Origin of the sequence: Silvimonas soli (genome assembly GCF_030035605.1) — a bacterium.
GTDB classification, from domain to species: Bacteria; Pseudomonadota; Gammaproteobacteria; order Burkholderiales; family Chitinibacteraceae; genus Silvimonas; species Silvimonas soli.
On the sequence record NZ_CP106736.1, the window covers coordinates 4,420,916 to 4,438,869 of the forward strand.

Sequence of the window (17,954 nt, forward strand, 5' to 3'; positions counted from 1 at the left end):
TGGTGCCGATTACTTATCCACCCTCAGCAGCGGAACAATGCCATGCCCAATTTCCCGGACGGCCTTTACTACCAGACCAGCCTGCCGCTGGCCTGGCTGGATGCGCCAGTGCAGAGTGAACTGGAGGCCCAGCGTTATCTGGAAGTACTGGAAGCCATGGAGCAGCATCCGCATGAGGGTATTGAGGTCTCGCAAGTCGAAGCGCGGCTGGATTTGCAGTTACTGTGGCTGGCGCGCTTGCTGACACCGCAAAAACCACCGGAGCGTGATGCCGAGATTGGCATCGAGCACATTCGTTGGTCGCAAACTGATGCGCCACAGGTTGGCGCCGAAGGTTATGTGGGGATGATATTGAGCCCCAGCCTGCCGTATCTATTGAGTATTGCTGCCACCATCACCGAGGTAGAGCCGGTCGATGGCGCCGTACAGGTCATGGCCACCTGGACGTGGCAGATACAGAGCTTGCGTGAAGCGTTTGAACGTACTGTTTTCCGTCACCATCGCGTGCAAATTCGCCGCAATCGTGGAGCCGTTTCTTGATTTTTGATGCCATTCCCGCCACTTGGCAGCCCGTGCTGTCGTCCTTACGCAATCAACCTTCACTCGTCAAACTGGGCGAATTTCTCGATGCCGAGATCGCTGCCGGTAAAACCATCTATCCGTCGCGGGATCACTGGTTTGCCGCGCTGGAGCATGTTGCGCCTGCCAACGTCAAAGTGGTGATTTTGGGACAAGACCCTTATCACGGCGCCGGTCAGGCGCACGGCTTGAGCTTTTCAGTGCCGCAGGGCGTGCGCAAGCCGCCGTCACTGGCCAATATCTGGAAAGAAATCACCCGCGATCTGGATATAACCCCGCCGCAAGATGGCTCGCTCACCGGCTGGGCAGATCAAGGGGTGTTGTTGCTCAACACTGTGCTGACGGTTGAAGCGGATTGCGCCGCTTCACATGCCAAACGGGGCTGGGAAGTGCTGACCGATGCCATCATTGCCCAACTGAGTGCGCAGCAAGAAGGGATTGTGTTCATGTTGTGGGGCAGCCATGCGCAAAAGAAAGGCGCGCTGATCGACCGCAGCAAACATCTGGTGCTGGAGTCGGTGCATCCTTCTCCGCTTTCGGCGTACCGCGGATTTATCGGCAATGGTCACTTTTCTGCAGCCAACCGCTATTTGCAGGAACACCACCGGCAGCCGGTGGATTGGGCCAATGCCTGACTCGTTCTGGCCAGCACCTGAAAACAAGACAGACAACAACTCGCACAAGAAACGAAACCATGTCCGTTATTCTCGCCATTGATATCGGCGGCACCCAGATCAAATACGGCATCGTGGCCGACGACGGCGCGGTGCTGCACCATGCTCAAGTTGATACCCCAGCCACTCGCGGCGGCCTCTATCTGCTGGATTATCTCTGTGAATTGGCCGCGCCACTGGTGCGCGAGTTTGCCCCGATCGGCATCGCCGTCAGTTCGCTCGGGCTGATTGACCCGGTCACGGGCACCATCCTCGGCGCCGCAGAAGCTGTGCCCGACTATGCAGGCTGTTCGCCCAAAGCCGCACTTGAAGCGGCTTTCAAGGTGCCGGTAACTGTCGAAAATGATGTCAATTGCGTCGCGCTGGCCGAAGGCTGGCAGGGCGCCGCCAAAGGCGTGCAACATTTCATTGCGCTAACCATTGGCACCGGCATTGGCGGCGGCATTGTCATCAACGGCAATCTGTATCGTGGTGCGCGCGCGGCGGCGGGTGAGTGGGGTTATATGCGGATCGCCGGCAAGATGTGGGAGCGATATGCGTCCATGTCGGCCTTGATCCGCACCGTCGAGGCGGCAACGGGTGAGGGCAACTGGGACGGTAAGCGCATTCTGGCCGAATACGATGCGAAAAATGCGCAGATTTGTGCCGTCGTTGCCCAATGGCTGGACCTGTTGGCGACTGGCATCGCCAACCTGATATACGCTTTCAATCCGCAACGTGTGATTGTGGGTGGTGGAGTCAGTGCGCGCGGCGAGCCGTTCCGGCTGGAACTGGCCAATGGCATCGATGCGGTGCTGGAGCCGGATTTTCGCGGCATGACCGAAATCTGCCTCGCCAGCGCTGGCAACCACGCCGGCATGATCGGCGCCACTCGCAACTGGCTGCTGACCAATACGCCAGATCACGCGCTCCAGACCCCATCATTCTGAGCCTGTCACCCAGGCCGCCCGGAGACAAAATTGAAAATCCTGTTCAACCACATCGGCTTTACCCTCAACTCTCGCAAAACAGCGGTGATCGAAGCCCCGGCTGACGCATCGCTGCTTACCTTTTCGGTCTTTAACGCGAGCACGGGGGAAAAGGCGCTGGCGGGCACAATTCAGTTCAGCGGCCCGGTCGCAAAGTGGAAGGATTGGCAATTCTGGCAAGCGGATTTTTCAGCTTTGACCGAATCGGGCGAATATTTCCTGGTGGTGGACGGGCAAACCCCGCCGCTGGTGTCGCATACCTTTAGCATCGCCGCAGACCTGTTTGGCGGCCAAATGCTGTCGGATATCGTGCATTACATCAAAGGCCAGCGCTGCACCGGTCTGTACGACAACGCCGACCGCAGCCGTCCGAAGTGGGGCAGCGACGAGCACCGCGACGTGCATGGTGGTTGGTACGACGCTTCAGGCGATTGCTCCAAGTATCTGTCGCATCTGTCCGTCGCCAACTTCATGAATCCGCAACAAACTCCGCAGGTAGTGTGGAACTTGATTGATGGCTGGGCCCAACTACCGCCGCAGGCTAAGTGGTTCAACGAACGTATGGTGGATGAAGCGCTGCACGGCGCGGATTTTCTACTGCGCATGCAAGACCCTGCCGGTTTCTTCTACATGACCTTGTTCGATAAATGGTCAAAAGATGAAAACCAGCGTGACCTGTGCGCCTATGCCACGCAGCAAGGCATCAAGTCGGACCAGTACCAAGCTGCGTTCCGCCAGGGGGGCGGGGTGGCGATTGCCGCATTGGCGCGGGCGAGCCAGTTGCCGCGTGATGGTGAATTTGCGCGTGCGGCGTACCTGGTTGCCGCAGAAAAGGGCTTTGCCCATTTGCTGGCCCACAACACCGAATACCTGGACGATGGTGTTGAGAACATCATCGATGATTACTGTGCACTGCTGGCCGCGACCGAGTTGCTGGCGGTGACGGGTGATGGCGTATACGCCGATGCCGCCATCCGCCGCGTGCTTAACCTGCTGGAGCGCCAGCAAGATGCCGGCTGGTTTGTGGCCGACGCAGCGGGTGAGCGCTCGTTCTTTCATGCTGCCGACGCCGGCCTGCCGCATATCGCGTTGATGCGTTATCTGGAAGTAGTGCCCGCCAGTCCGTTAGCGGGTCGTATCCGCGAGAGCCTGCGCCAGGCTTTTGCCTGGGAAACCCGCATTACTTTTGATGAAGTCGCCAATCCGTTTGGCTACCCACGACAGTTTATTAAACAACCGGGCAGCGCAGGGCAGACACAATTCTTTATTCCGCATGACAATGGCACCGGTTACTGGTGGCAAGGCGAAAACGCCCGGCTGGGGTCGATTGCCGCTGCTGCTGGTCGGGCTCAAAAGCTGTTTGCCGACGAGACTGACCTGGCTCAAGCGCTGGACCACTATGCGCAAAGCGCGCTGGACTGGATACTGGGCGCCAATCCGTTCGACGCCTGCATGTTGCAAGGTTGGGGCCGCAATAACCCGCGATACGAAACGGGCTACTACAATGCACCTGGTGGTGTGTGCAACGGCATCACCGCCGGGTTCGATGATGAAGCCGATATCGACTTCAAAAAATCAGAAATAGCGACCATGGCCAATAGCTGGCGCTGGACCGAACAATGGATGCCGCATGGCGCGTGGCTGTTCCTCGCGCTGTGTAGCCGTAACAACCTGGAGTAAACAGTAATGACAATCGTGGTGACCGGCGCGGCCGGCTTTATCGGGTCCAATATCGTCAAGGCGCTGAACGAGCGCGGTGAAACCGACATCATTGCGGTAGATAACCTCACGCGTGGCGACAAGTTCCGCAATCTGGTGGATTGCCAGATTGCGCACTACGTCGACAAAACCGAGTTCATTGCCGAATTGGCCAGCGGCCGCTGGGATGGCCAGATTACCGCCATCCTGCATCAGGGCGCATGTTCGGACACTATGGAACACAACGGCAAGTACATGATGGAAAACAACTATCAGTACACGCTGGGATTGTTTGAATGGTGTCAGGCCGAGGAAGTCCAGTTTATCTACGCTTCCAGCGCCGCCACCTATGGCGCGGGCACCAACGGTTTTCACGAAGACCCGGAGTGCGAATCGCCGCTGAACGTGTATGGCTATTCCAAATTGTTGTTTGACCAGGTTCTGCGTCAGCGTTGGGATGATCTCTCCGCGCAAGCCGTGGGTTTCCGTTACTTCAATGTGTACGGTGACCGCGAGTGGCACAAAGAACGCATGGCTTCGGTGGCGTTCCACCATTTCAACCAGTACCGCCAGACCGGCAAGGTCAAACTGTTTGGTGAATACGGCGGCTATCCGAATGGCGGCCACACGCGTGACTTCATCTCGGTTGAAGACGTGGTCAAGGTCAACTTGTGGTTCCTCGATAACGCGGAAATCTGTGGCGTGTACAACGTCGGCACTGGTCGCGCCCAGCCGTTTAACGATGTCGCGCTCGCGGTGGTGAACACGTGCCGTGCTGCCGAAGGCAAGCCAGCACTGACGCTGGAGCAAATCCTGGCCGAAGGCATCCTGGAGTACACCGATTTCCCCGACGCCCTTAAAGGCAAATACCAAAGCTTTACCGAAGCGGACCTCACGCTGCTGCGTGAAGCGGGCTATGACGAGCCATTCCTGAGCGTGGAAGAGGGTGTGCAGCGTTACGTGCAGCAATTGCTGAAACGCTGATTTCTCTGGTTAGTCAGTCCAACTGGAAGCCGGAACCACGTCACGCGGGTTCCGGCTTTTGTTTGCCTTTGCGAACGTATCTTCGGCTTCGCCAACCTGATGCCAATTGCAAAGATCGCTTCCGGCCAGCACGAGAGCAGGATCAACCGGACCGTATTCTTGCTCTGATGTGGCTGCGCGACGCAAATGAAAACGCTTGCGAAATGCCGCTGGAGACAACCCCTTGGCGATGCCAAATTGCTTGTAAAAGTGGCTGGGACTTGGAAAACCGCTTTCTTCAGCGATCAATTGAATCGGCATTTGCGTGGTAATCAACAAATTGCAGGCATGACCGATACGCAACTGACTGAGCAAACCCGTCATGCTGTCGTGCAATTGTTCACGTAACAGCCGTTTGATGGTGGCCTCGCTGGTGCTGGTTTCAGCGGCCAGATCGGCCAGCGTAACCGGCTCGCGATAATGCGCGTGCAGCCAGGCAAGGGCTGTCTCGATCCGTTTATCCTGGGTGTCCGGGGTAAACGTGCCGCCGATCAAGCGCGCATCGTGGTCACGCGGGATTTGCCCGAAAATCTGCAGCAGACAACTCAGACGTTCCAGCCCACTGGTCTGATGCAGTCGATCAAACAGCGGTAGCAAGCGTTGAATGCAGGCTGGGCTGAACTCCACGCCTTGTTGCACGCCACGTAACCACTCACAAAACCCCATCAGTTCGGGCAAGCCGATTGCCGCCAGTTGTTCCAGCCATTCGCGCGTAAAAAAGATCACCTGAACTTCTTGCGGTTGGCCATCTGCACGGCTCTGCGCTTGCCAGGTGTGTGCCTGATTGGGCGCAACCAGCACCAGATCCAGTTCACCGAAGGAAGCAACATCGCCGCCGACATAGCGCATGCCGCGCGCACGCCGTGTCAAGGTGAGCTCGAACTCTGGATGGTAGTGCCAGGCAAATGGCACACGCTCAACTTGCAAGTATTGGTAATGCCAGCGCTGCCCGAAAGTCTGGCCAACCAGTTCACGTATAAGCATACGGGTTAAACCTTAGGGGTTGATCTGAGCTAATTGTAGAGAAATTTGCACCATAACTGAACGTTAAATCCAGGTGTCAGCCTAAGATAAACAACATTGAGTAATACCGGACTAACGGTAATGAGGTTCTATATGCAGCAACATCGCGCGCAGGCTTTTTTGTTTGATATGGATGGCACCCTGATCGACTCGCATCTGCTGGTCGAGCGCGTGTGGGAGGCGTGGTGCGCCCGCTGCGATCTGAATCTGGACGACATCCGTCAATACACCCATGGTGTGCGCACCGAAGACACTGTGCGCATGGTGGCACCGCATCTGAATGTGGGCGCAGAAGTGGCATGGATGGAAGAAATTGAAACCGACACCACTGGCGGCATTGCGCCATTGCCCGGCGCGGTCGAGTTTCTGGCGCAAGTGCCCGCCGGACGTTGGGCCGTGGTTACGTCGGCGTCGTTTCCGGTGCTCAAAGCGCGTTTTGACGCCTGCGAAATCCGCCTGCCTGAGGTGGTGGTGACTTCAGAAAACGTCGAACGTGGCAAACCGGCGCCCGATCCTTATCTGCTGGCCGCCCAAAAAATGGGAATTGATCCACGCAATTGCATCGTGTTTGAAGATGCACCAGCTGGTATGGCGTCGGCTCTGGCTGCGGGTTGCCGCGTAGTGCTGGTTGGCGATTTCATTTCACGTGAGCCCGGCGTTATTGGTCACATCACCGACTTTGCGCAGCTGACCTTCTCGGTTGATGGTGACTTGCTGCTCAGTGCGCCCGAACCGGTTTTGAAGGGCCTGCGCGCTATCGCCTGATAACGCCCGAAAGGCGGCACGCCATGATCAGAGTATAATTACTCTCATTCACGGAGTGCCGCATGTTCAAATACCTTGAAGATTTCGTAGGCAACACCCCGCTGGTCAAGCTCAAGCGCTTGCCTGGCAATACCAGCAACACCGTCCTCGTCAAGCTGGAAGGCAATAACCCGGCTGGTTCAGTCAAAGATCGCCCAGCGCTGTCGATGATTCGGCACGCCCAGGAGCGTGGCACCATTAAACCCGGCGATCGCCTGATCGAAGCCACTTCTGGCAATACCGGCATCGCGCTGGCCATGGCCGCTGCCATGATGGGTTATCGCATGACCCTGATCATGGCCAAAAGCTCCAGCGTTGAACGGGTGCAGACCATGAAAGCGTTTGGCGCAGAGGTTATTCTGGCGGAAAGCATGGAAGCCTCGCGCGATCTGGCCGCGACCATGGTCGACCAAGGTCAGGGCATCATGCTGGATCAATTTGCCAATCCGGATAACCCGCTGGCGCACTACGAAACCACCGGCCCGGAAATCTGGCGTGATACCGAAGGCACCATTACCCACTTTGTTTCCAGCATGGGCACCACTGGTACCGTGATGGGCACGCAGCGTTATCTCAAAGAGCAAAACGCCAATATCCAGATTATTGGCGTACAACCATGTGATGGCGCATCCATTGCAGGTATTCGTAAATGGCCCGCCGAATACGTGCCCGCTATTTGTGACTGGAGCAAACTCGACCGCGTAATGGAAGTTTCGCAGCCAGAAGCGGAAGAAATGACTCGCCGTCTGGCACGCGAAGAAGGCATCTTTGCCGGTGTTTCATCCGGCGGCGCGCTGGCTGCTGCGCTTCGATTGTCGGCCGAAGTCGAAAACGCCGTCATTGTGTCGGTTGTTTGCGACCGCGGTGACCGTTATCTCTCCACCGGGATTTTTCCGGCATGAAGCATTGTGTATTGCTCTCCCACGCCACCTGCTTCACTCAAATAGCGAGGCCGCAGGCATGATGGTTCCCGTCGATTTGCATTGCCACTCCAATTTCTCGGACGGCTTGCTGCCACCGCAGGAAGTGACCCGCAAGGCCGCCGAACGTGGCTGCAAACTGTTTGCACTGACCGATCACGACGACACCCGTGGCCTGGCGTTGGCGGCAGAAGAAGCCGCCAAATACGATATGAAGTTTCTCAATGGCGTAGAAGTCTCCGCCAGTTGGGGTAAGTACACGCTGCATATTGTCGGGTTGAATGTTGATCCGGCTAACCCGGTATTGTCTGAAGGCTTGGCCAGTGTCCGTGCCGGGCGTGATGACCGCGCCCAGCAGATGAGTGCCTCGCTGGCGCGGGTCGGCCTGGATAACGTACTGGAAGGTGCCCGCAAGTACGCCGAAAACCCGGAAATGATCAGCCGTACCCACTTCGCCCGCTATCTGGTGGAAATCGGCGCGGCCAAAGATACCAAATCCGTGTTCAAGAAGTTTCTGGTACGCGGCAAGCCTGGTTATGTGGATCACGAGTGGGCGCGCATGCATGAAGCCATCGAGTGGATTCGCGCTGCTGGCGGCGTAGCTGTTCTGGCGCATCCTGGCCGCTACGAAATGGGTAACGAGACCATGCGCGTGCTACTCACCGAGTACCGACGCCTGGGTGGCGAAGCAATTGAAGTCGTCTCCGGCAGCCACGGCGCTGCAGAGGTAGGGCGCTTTGGCCGGTTGGCGCAAGAGTTTGGCTTTATGGCGTCTTGCGGTACCGATTATCACGCTACTGGTGAAGGCGCTCGCGAACCGGGCTTGAATCCTGAACTGCCAATTGGTTGCACGCCAGTGTGGGCACAATGGTTACCGGAGCACGCATGACCACGGTGGTGCTCTATGCGGCTATCTCGCTAGACGGCAAACTCGCCCGCAGTAACGGTGATCTGGACTGGTTGCCGCAAGTCGATCCGCAAGGCGGCGACTTTGGTTATGGCGAGTTCTATGCCGGAATCGATGCATTGGTAATGGGGCGCGCCACGTTCGACCAGGTGCTGACCTTCGGTACCTGGCCGCATGCGGATCGGCCGTGTTATGTGTTTAGCCACCACGCTTTACCCACCCAGCCGGTATCCAGCACTTTGCAACGGGTTGATGAGCCGGTAGCTGACTGGCTGCAAAGCATGCAACGCGCCGGTTTTGAGCGCATCTGGCTGGTTGGCGGCGGCAAACTGGCTGCCGATTTTTTCACGGCTGGCCGCATTGATGAGCTGATTCTGACGCTGGTGCCTGAGGTTTTAGGCGAAGGCATCGATCTTTTTGCCGGGCCAGCCGCGTCATCCTGGCAATTGCAGCGCACACAAGCATTACCCGGCGGGCTGTTCCAGCTACACTATGCCCGCTCCACCACCCAGGTACTTGACCGGGCGGACTCCTGACCTTATCTGTTGAGACATGGCCCAATTCTTTTCAATACACCCTGAAAACCCGCAAGCGCGTCTGATCAAACAGGCCGCAGACATTGTCCGCAAAGGCGGATTGATCGTTTATCCGACGGATTCCTGCTACGCCCTGGGCTGTCGGCTGGACGATAAAGACGCGCTGGAACGCATCCGCCGCATCCGGCAACTGGATGACAAGCACCATTTCACGCTGGTTTGCCACGATCTGTCGCAACTGGGCACGTATGCCCGCGTCGACAATCGCACCTACCGCATGCTCAAAACCGCGACGCCAGGCAGCTACACATTTATCTTGCAGGCCACCAAAGAAACACCGCGTCGCGTGTGGAACCCCAAAAAGCAGACTATTGGTTTGCGGGTGCCGCAGCATCCGGTCGCGCTGGCCATGCTGGAAGAAATGGGCGAGCCGCTGCTGTCATCCACGCTTATCTTGCCCGGCGATGATTACGCGCTAACCGATGTGTGGGATATTCGCGACCGGTTGGAACACGATGTCGATCTGATTATTGATGGCGGTTATTGCGGTATCGACCCGAGTACTGTGGTTGATCTGTCTGGCGAGAACCCGGTGGTGTTGCGACAAGGCAAGGGCGACGCCAGCTTGTTTGGCGGTTAACCGTGGGTGATTGAACCCTTGGTCGCACATCTGCTCCATTCACGACGGCACTGCGATTCCCGCAGTGCCGTTTCCGTGCGATGATTCTGCGCACGCTCGCTCAAGCTCCTTCCGGTAAGGCCACATGGATATCAATTCCTTTATTCAGAACGTTTGCATTTACGCGTTGCCCGTTTTGTTTGCGATTACCCTGCACGAAGCCGCGCATGCCTATGCAGCCAAGAAATTTGGTGATCCAACTGCCTTTTTGATGGGGCGCATGACGCTCAATCCGATCAAGCATATTGATCCGCTGGGCACCATTGCCTTGCCGTTGCTGTGTTTGTTGTTGCCGGGCAGTTTTCTGTTTGGCTGGGCCAAGCCGGTGCCGGTCAACTTCGGCGATTTGCGCAACCCCAAACGCGATATGCGCTGGGTGGCGCTGGCTGGCCCGGCTGCCAATCTGGTGATGGGCATACTGTGGACACTGGTGCTGGGCGCAGTCATTCACGCCGCTGAAGGTGATTTCATGTTCCCGCTGCGGCAAATGGCGCAGGCCGGTGTGCAGATCAACGTGGTGTTGATGGTGTTGAACTTGATTCCGATTCCACCACTGGATGGCGGGCGGATTCTGGTCTCCATCCTGCCTATCAAAGCGGCCCAGACGGTGGCGCGCATTGAACCCTATGGCATGATCATCGTGCTGGTGCTGATGATGACCAAGGTGCTGTTTTTGGTAATGAGCCCGTTTATGGCGCTCACCTTCCAGTTCCTGCAGTTGTTTTTGAGGCCTTTTCTGTAAACCGCTTTGCGCGCGGTTGTGTTGCATATACTAATAAAATTAACTGGATCAAGGATTTAACATGTTTCCCGATCGTGTTCTCTCAGGCATGCGCCCGACCGGCAAGCTGCATCTCGGTCATTATCACGGCGTGCTCAAGAACTGGGTCAAGCTGCAAAGCGAATACGAATGCCTGTTTATGGTGGCTGATCTGCATGCGCTGACCACGGCGTATGACGATGTAACTGTCATCGAGAAGAGCGTTTGGGACATGGTGATCGACTGGATTGCTGCCGGAGTAGACCCCGCACAAGCCACCATTTTTATCCAGAGCCGGGTGCCGGAACATGCCGAGCTGCATTTGTTGCTGTCGATGATTACGCCGCTGTCCTGGCTGGAACGCGTACCGACATACAAAGACCAGATCGAAAAGCTGTCCAGCAAAGACCTCGGCACCTACGGATTTCTGGGCTACCCGCTACTGCAAGCCGCTGACATTCTGCTGTATCGCGGCACGCTGGTACCCGTAGGCGAAGATCAGGTGCCGCACGTTGAGATCACCCGCGAAATCGCCCGACGCTTCAATCATATGTTCGGCAAAGAACCCAACTTTGCTGAAAAAGCCGAAGCCGCCATCAAGAAAATGGGTGGCAAAAAAGGCAAGTTGTATGAAGAGTTGCGTACGCGTTATCAGCAAGAAGGCGATGTAGAGGCGCTCGAATCCGCTCGTGCCATGCTGGCCGACACGCAGAACCTGAGCCACGGCGATATGGAGCGGCTGTTTGGTTATCTGGAAGGCGGCGGCAAGATGATCCTGCCGGAATCCCAGCCCTTGCTGACCAGTGCCTCGCGTATGCCCGGGCTGGATGGCGCCAAGATGTCCAAGTCTTATGGCAACACCATCAGCCTGCGCGAAGACTCCGATGTCGTCGCCAAAAAAATCCGTCAGATGCCCACCGACCCGGCGCGTGTACGTCGCACCGATGTGGGCGATCCGGAAAAATGCCCGGTTTGGCAGTTGCACCAGGTTTACTCCGAAGACAGCACCAAACAGTGGGTGATTGAAGGCTGTAAAACAGCAGGGATCGGCTGTATCGAATGCAAGCAGCCGGTGATTGATGGCGTGCTGGCCGAACAAAAGCCGATGTTTGAACGCGCCCAACCGTATCTGGAAGACCCGACGCTGGTGCGTAACCTGGTGGCCGATGGCTGTGAGCGGGCGCGTGATCTGGCGCGCGAAACCATGCGTGATGTGCGCGAAGCCATGGGCCTGGGCTACGATTGATGTCCACTGGTGACCTTTCGCTGTGAATGCGCCTGCCCATCCTGCCGCCGAGCCCACGGAACCGCTGCCGCTAGCCACTGAAGGTGAGGCCGTGTTGCCGCTGGCCTTGGCGCATGTCTTTGGTGAAGTGGTCACTGAGTATCCGCAAGACCTCTATATTCCGCCTGATGCCTTGCGCGTGCTGCTGGATGCCTTTGAAGGTCCGCTGGACCTGTTGCTGTATCTGATCCGCAAACAGAACATCGACATTCTTGATATCCCGATGGCGCGCGTTACTGCGCAATATATGGAATATGTCGATGTGATGCGGGTCGATCGGCTGGAGTTGGCGGCTGAATACCTGCTGATGGCCGCCATGCTCATCGAGATCAAATCCCGCCTGTTGCTGCCCAAGCCTGCGAGCAGCGAAGAGGGCGATGAAACCGATCCGCGTGCCGAACTGGTGCGGCGCTTGCTGGAATACGAACAAGTCAAACTGGCGGCGTACGAACTGGACCAACTGCCGCAAGCCGGACGGGACTTCCAGTTGGTGAGCGTGCTGTTTGAAAAAGACATGGTGGTGCGCTTGCCCGAAGTGCGTCAGGAAGACCTCAAAACCGCATGGATGGCTATTCTGGCGCGGGCCAAACGCAACAAGAGTCACACCGTAAAACCGGATGAGTTGTCTGTGCGTGAGCAAATGACGCATATCCTCAAGCTCTTGAAGGATGGCCGTTACGCCCGTTTTGAAACACTGTTTGATACCACGCGCGGCGTGCCGTTGCTGGTGGTGACGTTTATCGCGGTGATGGAGCTGGTGAAAGAGAAATACATCTGGGTGAATCAGGATGAAGGATTCGCCCCCATTTACGTTCGTCTGGCTGGTGCTTCGGCCGATGAAGTCATGCCCTTACCGCCTGAACACTGAGCCTGGTCCATGAGCACCTCTGTATCCACTTCCAGTCTTTATGACCGAGCCCACATGCAAAAAGTGCTGGAAACAGCGCTGCTGGTGGCGCCAGAGCCGTTGTCGCTGGCTTCGCTAAAAATCCTGTTTGCCGAGGAAATCCCCGGTGCTTTGATTAACGAACTGCTGGAAGAAATCCAGCAATCGTGGTCAGGGCGTGGCGTAGAGCTGATCAAGGTGGCGTCTGGCTGGCGTTTTCGCGCGCGGCTGGAAATGCAGCCCTATCTGGAAAGGCTCAACCCGGAGCGCCCACCACGCTATTCGCGTGCAGTGATGGAAACGCTCGCCATCATCGCCTACAAACAGCCGGTTACCCGTGGCGACATTGAAGAAATTCGCGGCGTAACGGTATCCAGTCAGATCATCCAGACGTTGAAAGAACGCGGCTGGCTGGATGTGATTGGCCATAAAGAAGTCCCGGGCCGTCCTGAGTTGCTCGGCACTACCAAACAATTCCTGGATGATCTGGGGCTGGCTGGCCTGGCTGCACTGCCGCCACTACAAGAACTTGGCAATATGGTGTTGCCTGGCTCTGGCGATGCCACCACTGAGTAATCCTGGCCTGGTTTGCCGGCTGGTCTCTCAAGCAAACCCGGTTTTTCCCCCGCGACAGGCGTATCTGCTCTGCTAGAATGGCCCTTTTCGTCTTAACCTCTGATAAGTCCATGCTGAATATCTACAACACACTCGCCCGCGAGAAACAGGAATTCGTCCCCATCACCCCAGGCTTGGCCAAGATGTATGTCTGCGGCATGACGGTGTACGACTACTGTCACCTCGGCCATGGGCGCGTGATGGTGGTGTTCGACATGGTCTCGCGCTGGCTCAAGGCCAGCGGTTACGAGGTTGATTACGTGCGCAATATCACGGATATCGACGACAAGATCATCAAACGTGCCGCCGAAAACGGCGAAACAATTGGTGAACTGACCACGCGTTTTATCGACGCCATGAACGAAGACGCCGACGCCCTTGGCGTACAGCGGCCCAACCATGCGCCCAAGGCCACCGAGCATATCGATGGCATGCTGGCGTTGATCGGCCAGTTGGTCGCCAAGGGCTTGGCGTATCCCGCACCCAATGGCGACGTGTACTACGCCGTGGGCAAGTTTGAGGGTTACGGCAAGTTGTCCGGCAAGTCGCTGGACGACTTGCGCGCGGGCGAGCGGGTAGAAGTCGACCACAACAAACAGCATCCAATGGATTTCGTACTATGGAAAGCCGCCAAACCAGGCGAGCCAGCATGGGAATCGCCATGGGGTTCTGGTCGTCCTGGCTGGCATATTGAATGCTCGGCAATGAGTTGCTTCCATTTGGGTGAGCATTTCGATATTCACGGCGGTGGCGAGGATTTGCAGTTCCCGCACCACGAGAACGAGATTGCTCAATCTGAAGGCGCGCACGATCACAAGTACGTGAACTACTGGCTGCACAACGGGTTTATCCGGGTGGATGACGAGAAGATGTCCAAGTCTTTGGGCAACTTCTTCACCATCCGCGACATCCTCACCAAGTACGATGCCGAAGTGGTGCGCTTCTTTATTCTGCGCGCGCATTATCGTTCGCCGCTCAACTACAGCGACGCGCATCTGGATGATGCCAAGAACTCACTGACTCGTCTTTACACCGCGCTCAAGAACACGGCAGCGACCGACGTTGCCATCGACTGGACCACGCCTCACGCAGCGCGTTTCAAAGCGGCAATGGATGATGATTTCGGCACCACCGAAGCCGTCGCCGTGCTGTTTGAACTGGCGCATGAAGCCAACAAACAACAATCGGCTGCGCTTGCTGGCGAACTGAAAGTGCTGGCTGGTGTGCTGGGTCTATTGCAACGCGATCCGCAGCAATTTTTGCAAAGCGCCGCTGGTGAAGGTGAACTGAGCGCTGAAGCGATTGATGATCTGATCGCCCAGCGTAAAGCTGCCCGTGCTGCCAAAAACTTTGCCGAGTCCGACCGTATTCGCGATGCGCTGACGGCCGCAGGCGTTGTGCTGGAGGATGGCGCGCAAGGCACTACCTGGCGCCGCGCCTGACCGGCCACGTCTGGCCAGTTGTTGAGCGTTGTATTTGTGCGCATTAAACGCCGGTATCAGGGAAAGCCTGATGCCGGCGTTTTTCATGGGGCCGTGATAATGGCGCATCACGCAATCAAGAGGCTTTTATGTTGCAACTGATCGATCACCCCAACGGCATCCGTGAACTGAATCTGGCCCACGCGCCGGTGAACGCATTGGGGCCGGAGTTGCTGCGTGCATTGCGTGAGCAAATTGCCCTTGCCATCAGCGATGGCATCCAGGGATTGGTCTTGTCCGGCCGCCCCGGTTTGTTCACTGCCGGGCTGGATGTGCCCGCCTTGTTGCCACTACAGCGCCCGGCATTGCGCCAGGCTATGGATGACTTCTTTGGCATCTTTGCTGCGTTGGCGGTCAGTCCGATTCCCGTCGTGGCTGCAATTACCGGGCATAGTCCTGCCGGCGGTGCAGTGATTTCGATTTTCTGCGATTACCGCATCATGGCCACGGGTGATTACCGGATCGGCTTGAACGAGGTCCAAGTCGGGCTGGTTGCACCGGAATGCGTACAAAACGCTTTGCGACGGTTGGTGGGGCCTTACCGCGCCGAACGCTTGTTGGTCGCCGGTAGCATGATTACCGGCGCAGAAGCACATGCATGCGGCATGGTTGACGAACTGCGCCCGGTTGAAGGCGTGGTGCCAGCGGCAGTCGAGTGGCTGCAACAACTGGCTCGGCTGCCACGCCACGCCGTGCTCGCTACCCGTCGTATCGCACGTGCCGAACTGGTGGCTCCGTTTACCGCCGGATTTGATCTGGATGCGTTCCTGGACGAATGGTTTAACCCGGACACCCAAACGGCGCTGCATGCGCTGGTCGCCAGACTCAAAAAATAATCCGGCAGCGCGACAGCCATATGCTTTGGTGCGCCGTCCGTAAGCTTTTCACTTTCAAAGTGTTGTTTAGGTGATTCCACCACTGTCTGGCTTATGCTGACTCGCTATGATGATTGCATGGGGAGGGCGCATGCCAACATCGCTGCAAAACAGGTTTCAATTACTGCGGGAACTGGGGACGGGTTCTCAGGGCAAGGTATGGCTGGCCCACGACAGCAAGACTCAGCGTGAGGTGGTGCTGCGTGTCGGGGCGGTGGGTGATATCGCCGCAGTGGGCCTGAAGCATGCCGGTCTGGTGCCCTTGCTGGAGTGCACGCGCTTCGACGAACAGAGCGCGCTGGTTTACAAATACGAACAGGGTTCGCGTTTGAGCGAACAGCATTTCAGCATCGCACTGGCGGTGGATCTGGTTATTGATCTGCTGGATGCCCTGGCAGTCCTGCATGAGGCAGGGCTCACGCATGGTCACGTCACTGCACATAACATTCTGCTGGATACCCAACAAAAGCCGCGGCTGCTGGACATCGGGACAGGGCGAGGGCTCGCCGCAGATGACGTACATGCGGTAGGCGCTTTGTTTTACATGATTCTGACCGGGCAGACTGCTGCACCAGGCGCAAACCAGCCCAGACCGGAACTTGATGCGGCGCTTGATCAATTGTTGATGAGCGCCCTGCAACCCAGGCCGCCCGCCGCCGCTGCCCTGCGCGATGCCTTGCGCAACTGGCGTGGCGACTCAACGCCCATGGCCGAAGGCGCGCCCGGAACGCTGGAATTTCTGCTGCGCCGTATGCGCCATACCAGCGATTTCCCCGCGCTATCTCAAGCCATCGGCGCAATTAACAAAATTAACGAAGGCGATGCCGAGCGCTTGCAAGTGCTTTCTGGCGTTATCCTCAATGATTTTTCGCTGGTCAACAAATTGCTGCGGCTGGTTAACTCTGCCAGCTATGGCCAGTTTGGCGGCACTATCAGCACCATTTCACGCGCCATCGTCATTCTGGGTTTTGATGCGATCCGCAATCTGGCCATCACGCTCTTGCTGTTTGAGCACATGCATAACAAGGCGCATGCCGCCCAATTGCGTGACGCGGTGTTGCAGGCGTTTTTTGGTGGCTTGCTGGCACGGCAAATTGCGCTGGAATGCGGTGCGCGCGACGCTGAAGAATCACTGATTTGCGGCATGTTTCACCATCTCGGGCGCTTGCTGACGGTGTATTACTTTCCGGAAGAACAGCGCGAAATCACCCGACGCATACAGTCCGGCATGTCGGAGGAGTCTGCGGCCATCGCCGTGCTGGGGATGTCGTGGGATGAGCTGGGTATTGGTGTGGCGCGGCATTGGCTGTTCCCTGAACGCATCGTCAATGCCATGCGCCCACTGCCTGACGGCATGATGCGCGAACCGGCCAGCACGCTGGAACGTTTACGGGTTTACGCCAATCTCAGTGCCCGTCTGGTGCCGCTGGTGGGTGCTGCCCCGGTCAAGCTGAACGAGCCGGTGCGTTTGTTCGGCACCGCTACCGGGCTGGATTTTCGGGGCATGCAACAAGTCATGAAGGCAGCTGGCGCCGCGCTGATGGAGCAACTGGGTGCCATTGGGGTCGATGCGCATCACAGCGTGTTTTTGCAGACGCTGCTGCGTGGCGAGGGTGCCGAACAATCGGCCGATGTTATGGACGACCTTGTGCTGACTAGCGCCACCCAGACGGCGGGTGACGCGGCGGCGGTGCTGTCTGCGGGGGTTCAGGATATTACGCAGGCCTTGGTCAGTAATTTTGCGTTGAATGATGTGCTGCGCATGATTCTGGAAACCATGTATCGCGGAATAGGCTTCGAGCGGGTACTGCTGTGCACGCGCGACGCCAAAAAGCCAATGATTCTGGCGCGATTTGGTTTTGGCAACGATGTAAACAATGTGATTCCGCGGTTCCAGATGGATACCACGCAAAAAGGGGACGTGTTTCAGGTGACGCTTGAGCGTAATCTGGATGTCTTGATCGACGACATTGACGCGCCCAGTATCGCCGCGCGCGTACCTCAGTGGTATCGCCAGCAAGTGGCGGCGGCGACCTTTATGCTGTTTCCGATCAAGGTGGGTGATCGTGTACTGGGGTTTTTCTACGGTGATAAAACAGTGCCGGGCTCGATTACGGTGGGCAGCAACGAACTTAATTTGTTGAAGACCTTGCGCAATCAGGCGGTTTTGGCCATTCGCACCAAACAATCGGGCAGTTAGTCCGGCCTTGTGCGCAAATAAAAACGCCGTCAAAAGACGGC

Annotated in this window: 18 protein-coding genes; 17 read left to right on the plus strand and 1 reads right to left on the minus strand. The window is 57.2% G+C overall.

All coding sequences use genetic code 11. The features are described from left to right. The first annotated feature begins 42 nt into the window (after window positions 1-42). Genes N7220_RS20265 through rfaD form a run of 5 tightly spaced genes read left to right on the plus strand, consistent with a single transcriptional unit; the run spans window position 43 to window position 4,903 of the window. A complete protein-coding gene (locus N7220_RS20265) occupies window positions 43-540 on the plus strand; it encodes a PilZ domain-containing protein (protein ID WP_283149348.1) in 498 nt (165 codons plus the stop codon). Next, window positions 537-1,214, plus strand: coding sequence for a uracil-DNA glycosylase (gene ung, locus N7220_RS20270; RefSeq protein ID WP_283149349.1), 678 nt, complete (start codon window positions 537-539; stop codon window positions 1,212-1,214). The genes N7220_RS20265 and ung overlap by 4 nt, the downstream gene beginning before the upstream one ends. Window positions 1,215-1,273: 59 nt before the next feature. Then, on the plus strand, window positions 1,274-2,182 hold the full coding sequence (locus N7220_RS20275; protein WP_283149350.1) for an ROK family protein: 909 nt from the start codon (window positions 1,274-1,276) through the stop codon (window positions 2,180-2,182). 30 nt (window positions 2,183-2,212) lie between these two features. Beyond that, the gene (locus N7220_RS20280) at window positions 2,213-3,901 is read left to right on the plus strand and encodes a glycoside hydrolase family 9 protein (protein ID WP_283149351.1); all 1,689 of its coding nucleotides are present in this window, start codon (window positions 2,213-2,215) and stop codon (window positions 3,899-3,901) included. 6 nt (window positions 3,902-3,907) lie between these two features. Next, window positions 3,908-4,903, plus strand: a complete 996-nt coding sequence (rfaD, locus tag N7220_RS20285) for an ADP-glyceromanno-heptose 6-epimerase (protein ID WP_283149352.1) — start codon at window positions 3,908-3,910, stop codon at window positions 4,901-4,903. A gap of 9 nt (window positions 4,904-4,912) precedes the next feature. On the opposite strand, the gene N7220_RS20290 is transcribed toward rfaD, so the two are convergent. After that, a complete protein-coding gene (locus N7220_RS20290) occupies window positions 4,913-5,926 on the minus strand; it encodes a helix-turn-helix domain-containing protein (protein ID WP_283149353.1) in 1,014 nt (337 codons plus the stop codon). 132 nt (window positions 5,927-6,058) lie between these two features. On the opposite strand from N7220_RS20290, the gene N7220_RS20295 reads away from it, so the two are divergent. The 12 genes from N7220_RS20295 to N7220_RS20350 all read left to right on the plus strand — a co-directional run bounded on the left by N7220_RS20295 (window position 6,059) and on the right by N7220_RS20350 (window position 17,913). Further along, on the plus strand, window positions 6,059-6,730 hold the full coding sequence (locus N7220_RS20295; protein ID WP_283149354.1) for an HAD-IA family hydrolase: 672 nt from the start codon (window positions 6,059-6,061) through the stop codon (window positions 6,728-6,730). Window positions 6,731-6,792: 62 nt separating this feature from the next. Next, window positions 6,793-7,671, plus strand: coding sequence for a cysteine synthase CysM (cysM, locus tag N7220_RS20300; protein ID WP_283149355.1), 879 nt, complete (start codon window positions 6,793-6,795; stop codon window positions 7,669-7,671). A 58-nt stretch (window positions 7,672-7,729) separates the two neighbouring features. Beyond that, window positions 7,730-8,578: a 3',5'-nucleoside bisphosphate phosphatase gene (locus N7220_RS20305; RefSeq protein ID WP_283149356.1), complete on the plus strand. Its 849-nt coding sequence runs from the start codon at window positions 7,730-7,732 to the stop codon at window positions 8,576-8,578. Next, complete coding sequence (locus N7220_RS20310) at window positions 8,575-9,132, plus strand: dihydrofolate reductase family protein (RefSeq protein WP_283149357.1); 558 nt, start codon at window positions 8,575-8,577, stop codon at window positions 9,130-9,132. The genes N7220_RS20305 and N7220_RS20310 overlap by 4 nt, the downstream gene beginning before the upstream one ends. Window positions 9,133-9,148: 16 nt before the next feature. Beyond that, window positions 9,149-9,772: an L-threonylcarbamoyladenylate synthase gene (locus N7220_RS20315; RefSeq protein ID WP_283149358.1), complete on the plus strand. Its 624-nt coding sequence runs from the start codon at window positions 9,149-9,151 to the stop codon at window positions 9,770-9,772. A gap of 124 nt (window positions 9,773-9,896) precedes the next feature. Next, window positions 9,897-10,553, plus strand: coding sequence for a site-2 protease family protein (locus N7220_RS20320; protein ID WP_283149359.1), 657 nt, complete (start codon window positions 9,897-9,899; stop codon window positions 10,551-10,553). Between the two features lie 61 nt (window positions 10,554-10,614). After that, the gene (locus N7220_RS20325; protein WP_283149360.1) at window positions 10,615-11,817 is read left to right on the plus strand and encodes a tryptophan--tRNA ligase; all 1,203 of its coding nucleotides are present in this window, start codon (window positions 10,615-10,617) and stop codon (window positions 11,815-11,817) included. A gap of 91 nt (window positions 11,818-11,908) precedes the next feature. After that, complete coding sequence (locus N7220_RS20330; RefSeq protein ID WP_283151458.1) at window positions 11,909-12,724, plus strand: segregation and condensation protein A; 816 nt, start codon at window positions 11,909-11,911, stop codon at window positions 12,722-12,724. A gap of 9 nt (window positions 12,725-12,733) precedes the next feature. Next, complete coding sequence (scpB, locus tag N7220_RS20335; protein WP_283149361.1) at window positions 12,734-13,318, plus strand: SMC-Scp complex subunit ScpB; 585 nt, start codon at window positions 12,734-12,736, stop codon at window positions 13,316-13,318. Between the two features lie 110 nt (window positions 13,319-13,428). Continuing rightward, the gene (gene cysS / locus N7220_RS20340) at window positions 13,429-14,799 is read left to right on the plus strand and encodes a cysteine--tRNA ligase (protein WP_283149362.1); all 1,371 of its coding nucleotides are present in this window, start codon (window positions 13,429-13,431) and stop codon (window positions 14,797-14,799) included. A gap of 128 nt (window positions 14,800-14,927) precedes the next feature. Next, window positions 14,928-15,674, plus strand: a complete 747-nt coding sequence (locus tag N7220_RS20345; RefSeq protein ID WP_283149363.1) for an enoyl-CoA hydratase/isomerase family protein — start codon at window positions 14,928-14,930, stop codon at window positions 15,672-15,674. Window positions 15,675-15,804: 130 nt separating this feature from the next. Next, complete coding sequence (locus tag N7220_RS20350) at window positions 15,805-17,913, plus strand: HDOD domain-containing protein (RefSeq protein ID WP_283149364.1); 2,109 nt, start codon at window positions 15,805-15,807, stop codon at window positions 17,911-17,913. Window positions 17,914-17,954: the final 41 nt, after the last annotated feature.

What these genes read in the sequence shown, in the direction of transcription:
- rfaD (WP_283149352.1), top strand. Translation starts at nt 3,908, where the DNA reads ATGACAATCGTGGTGACCGGCGCGGCCGGCTTTATCGGGTCCAATATC.
- N7220_RS20315 (WP_283149358.1), top strand. Translation starts at nt 9,149, where the DNA reads ATGGCCCAATTCTTTTCAATACACCCTGAAAACCCGCAAGCGCGTCTG.
- N7220_RS20305 (WP_283149356.1), top strand. Translation starts at nt 7,730, where the DNA reads ATGATGGTTCCCGTCGATTTGCATTGCCACTCCAATTTCTCGGACGGC.
- N7220_RS20325 (WP_283149360.1), top strand. Translation starts at nt 10,615, where the DNA reads ATGTTTCCCGATCGTGTTCTCTCAGGCATGCGCCCGACCGGCAAGCTG.
- N7220_RS20310 (WP_283149357.1), top strand. Translation starts at nt 8,575, where the DNA reads ATGACCACGGTGGTGCTCTATGCGGCTATCTCGCTAGACGGCAAACTC.
- scpB (WP_283149361.1), top strand. Translation starts at nt 12,734, where the DNA reads ATGAGCACCTCTGTATCCACTTCCAGTCTTTATGACCGAGCCCACATG.
- N7220_RS20295 (WP_283149354.1), top strand. Translation starts at nt 6,059, where the DNA reads ATGCAGCAACATCGCGCGCAGGCTTTTTTGTTTGATATGGATGGCACC.
- cysM (WP_283149355.1), top strand. Translation starts at nt 6,793, where the DNA reads ATGTTCAAATACCTTGAAGATTTCGTAGGCAACACCCCGCTGGTCAAG.
- N7220_RS20345 (WP_283149363.1), top strand. Translation starts at nt 14,928, where the DNA reads ATGTTGCAACTGATCGATCACCCCAACGGCATCCGTGAACTGAATCTG.
- N7220_RS20290 (WP_283149353.1), bottom strand. Translation starts at nt 5,926, where the DNA reads ATGCTTATACGTGAACTGGTTGGCCAGACTTTCGGGCAGCGCTGGCAT.
- cysS (WP_283149362.1), top strand. Translation starts at nt 13,429, where the DNA reads ATGCTGAATATCTACAACACACTCGCCCGCGAGAAACAGGAATTCGTC.
- N7220_RS20265 (WP_283149348.1), top strand. Translation starts at nt 43, where the DNA reads ATGCCCAATTTCCCGGACGGCCTTTACTACCAGACCAGCCTGCCGCTG.
- N7220_RS20275 (WP_283149350.1), top strand. Translation starts at nt 1,274, where the DNA reads ATGTCCGTTATTCTCGCCATTGATATCGGCGGCACCCAGATCAAATAC.
- N7220_RS20350 (WP_283149364.1), top strand. Translation starts at nt 15,805, where the DNA reads ATGCCAACATCGCTGCAAAACAGGTTTCAATTACTGCGGGAACTGGGG.
- N7220_RS20320 (WP_283149359.1), top strand. Translation starts at nt 9,897, where the DNA reads ATGGATATCAATTCCTTTATTCAGAACGTTTGCATTTACGCGTTGCCC.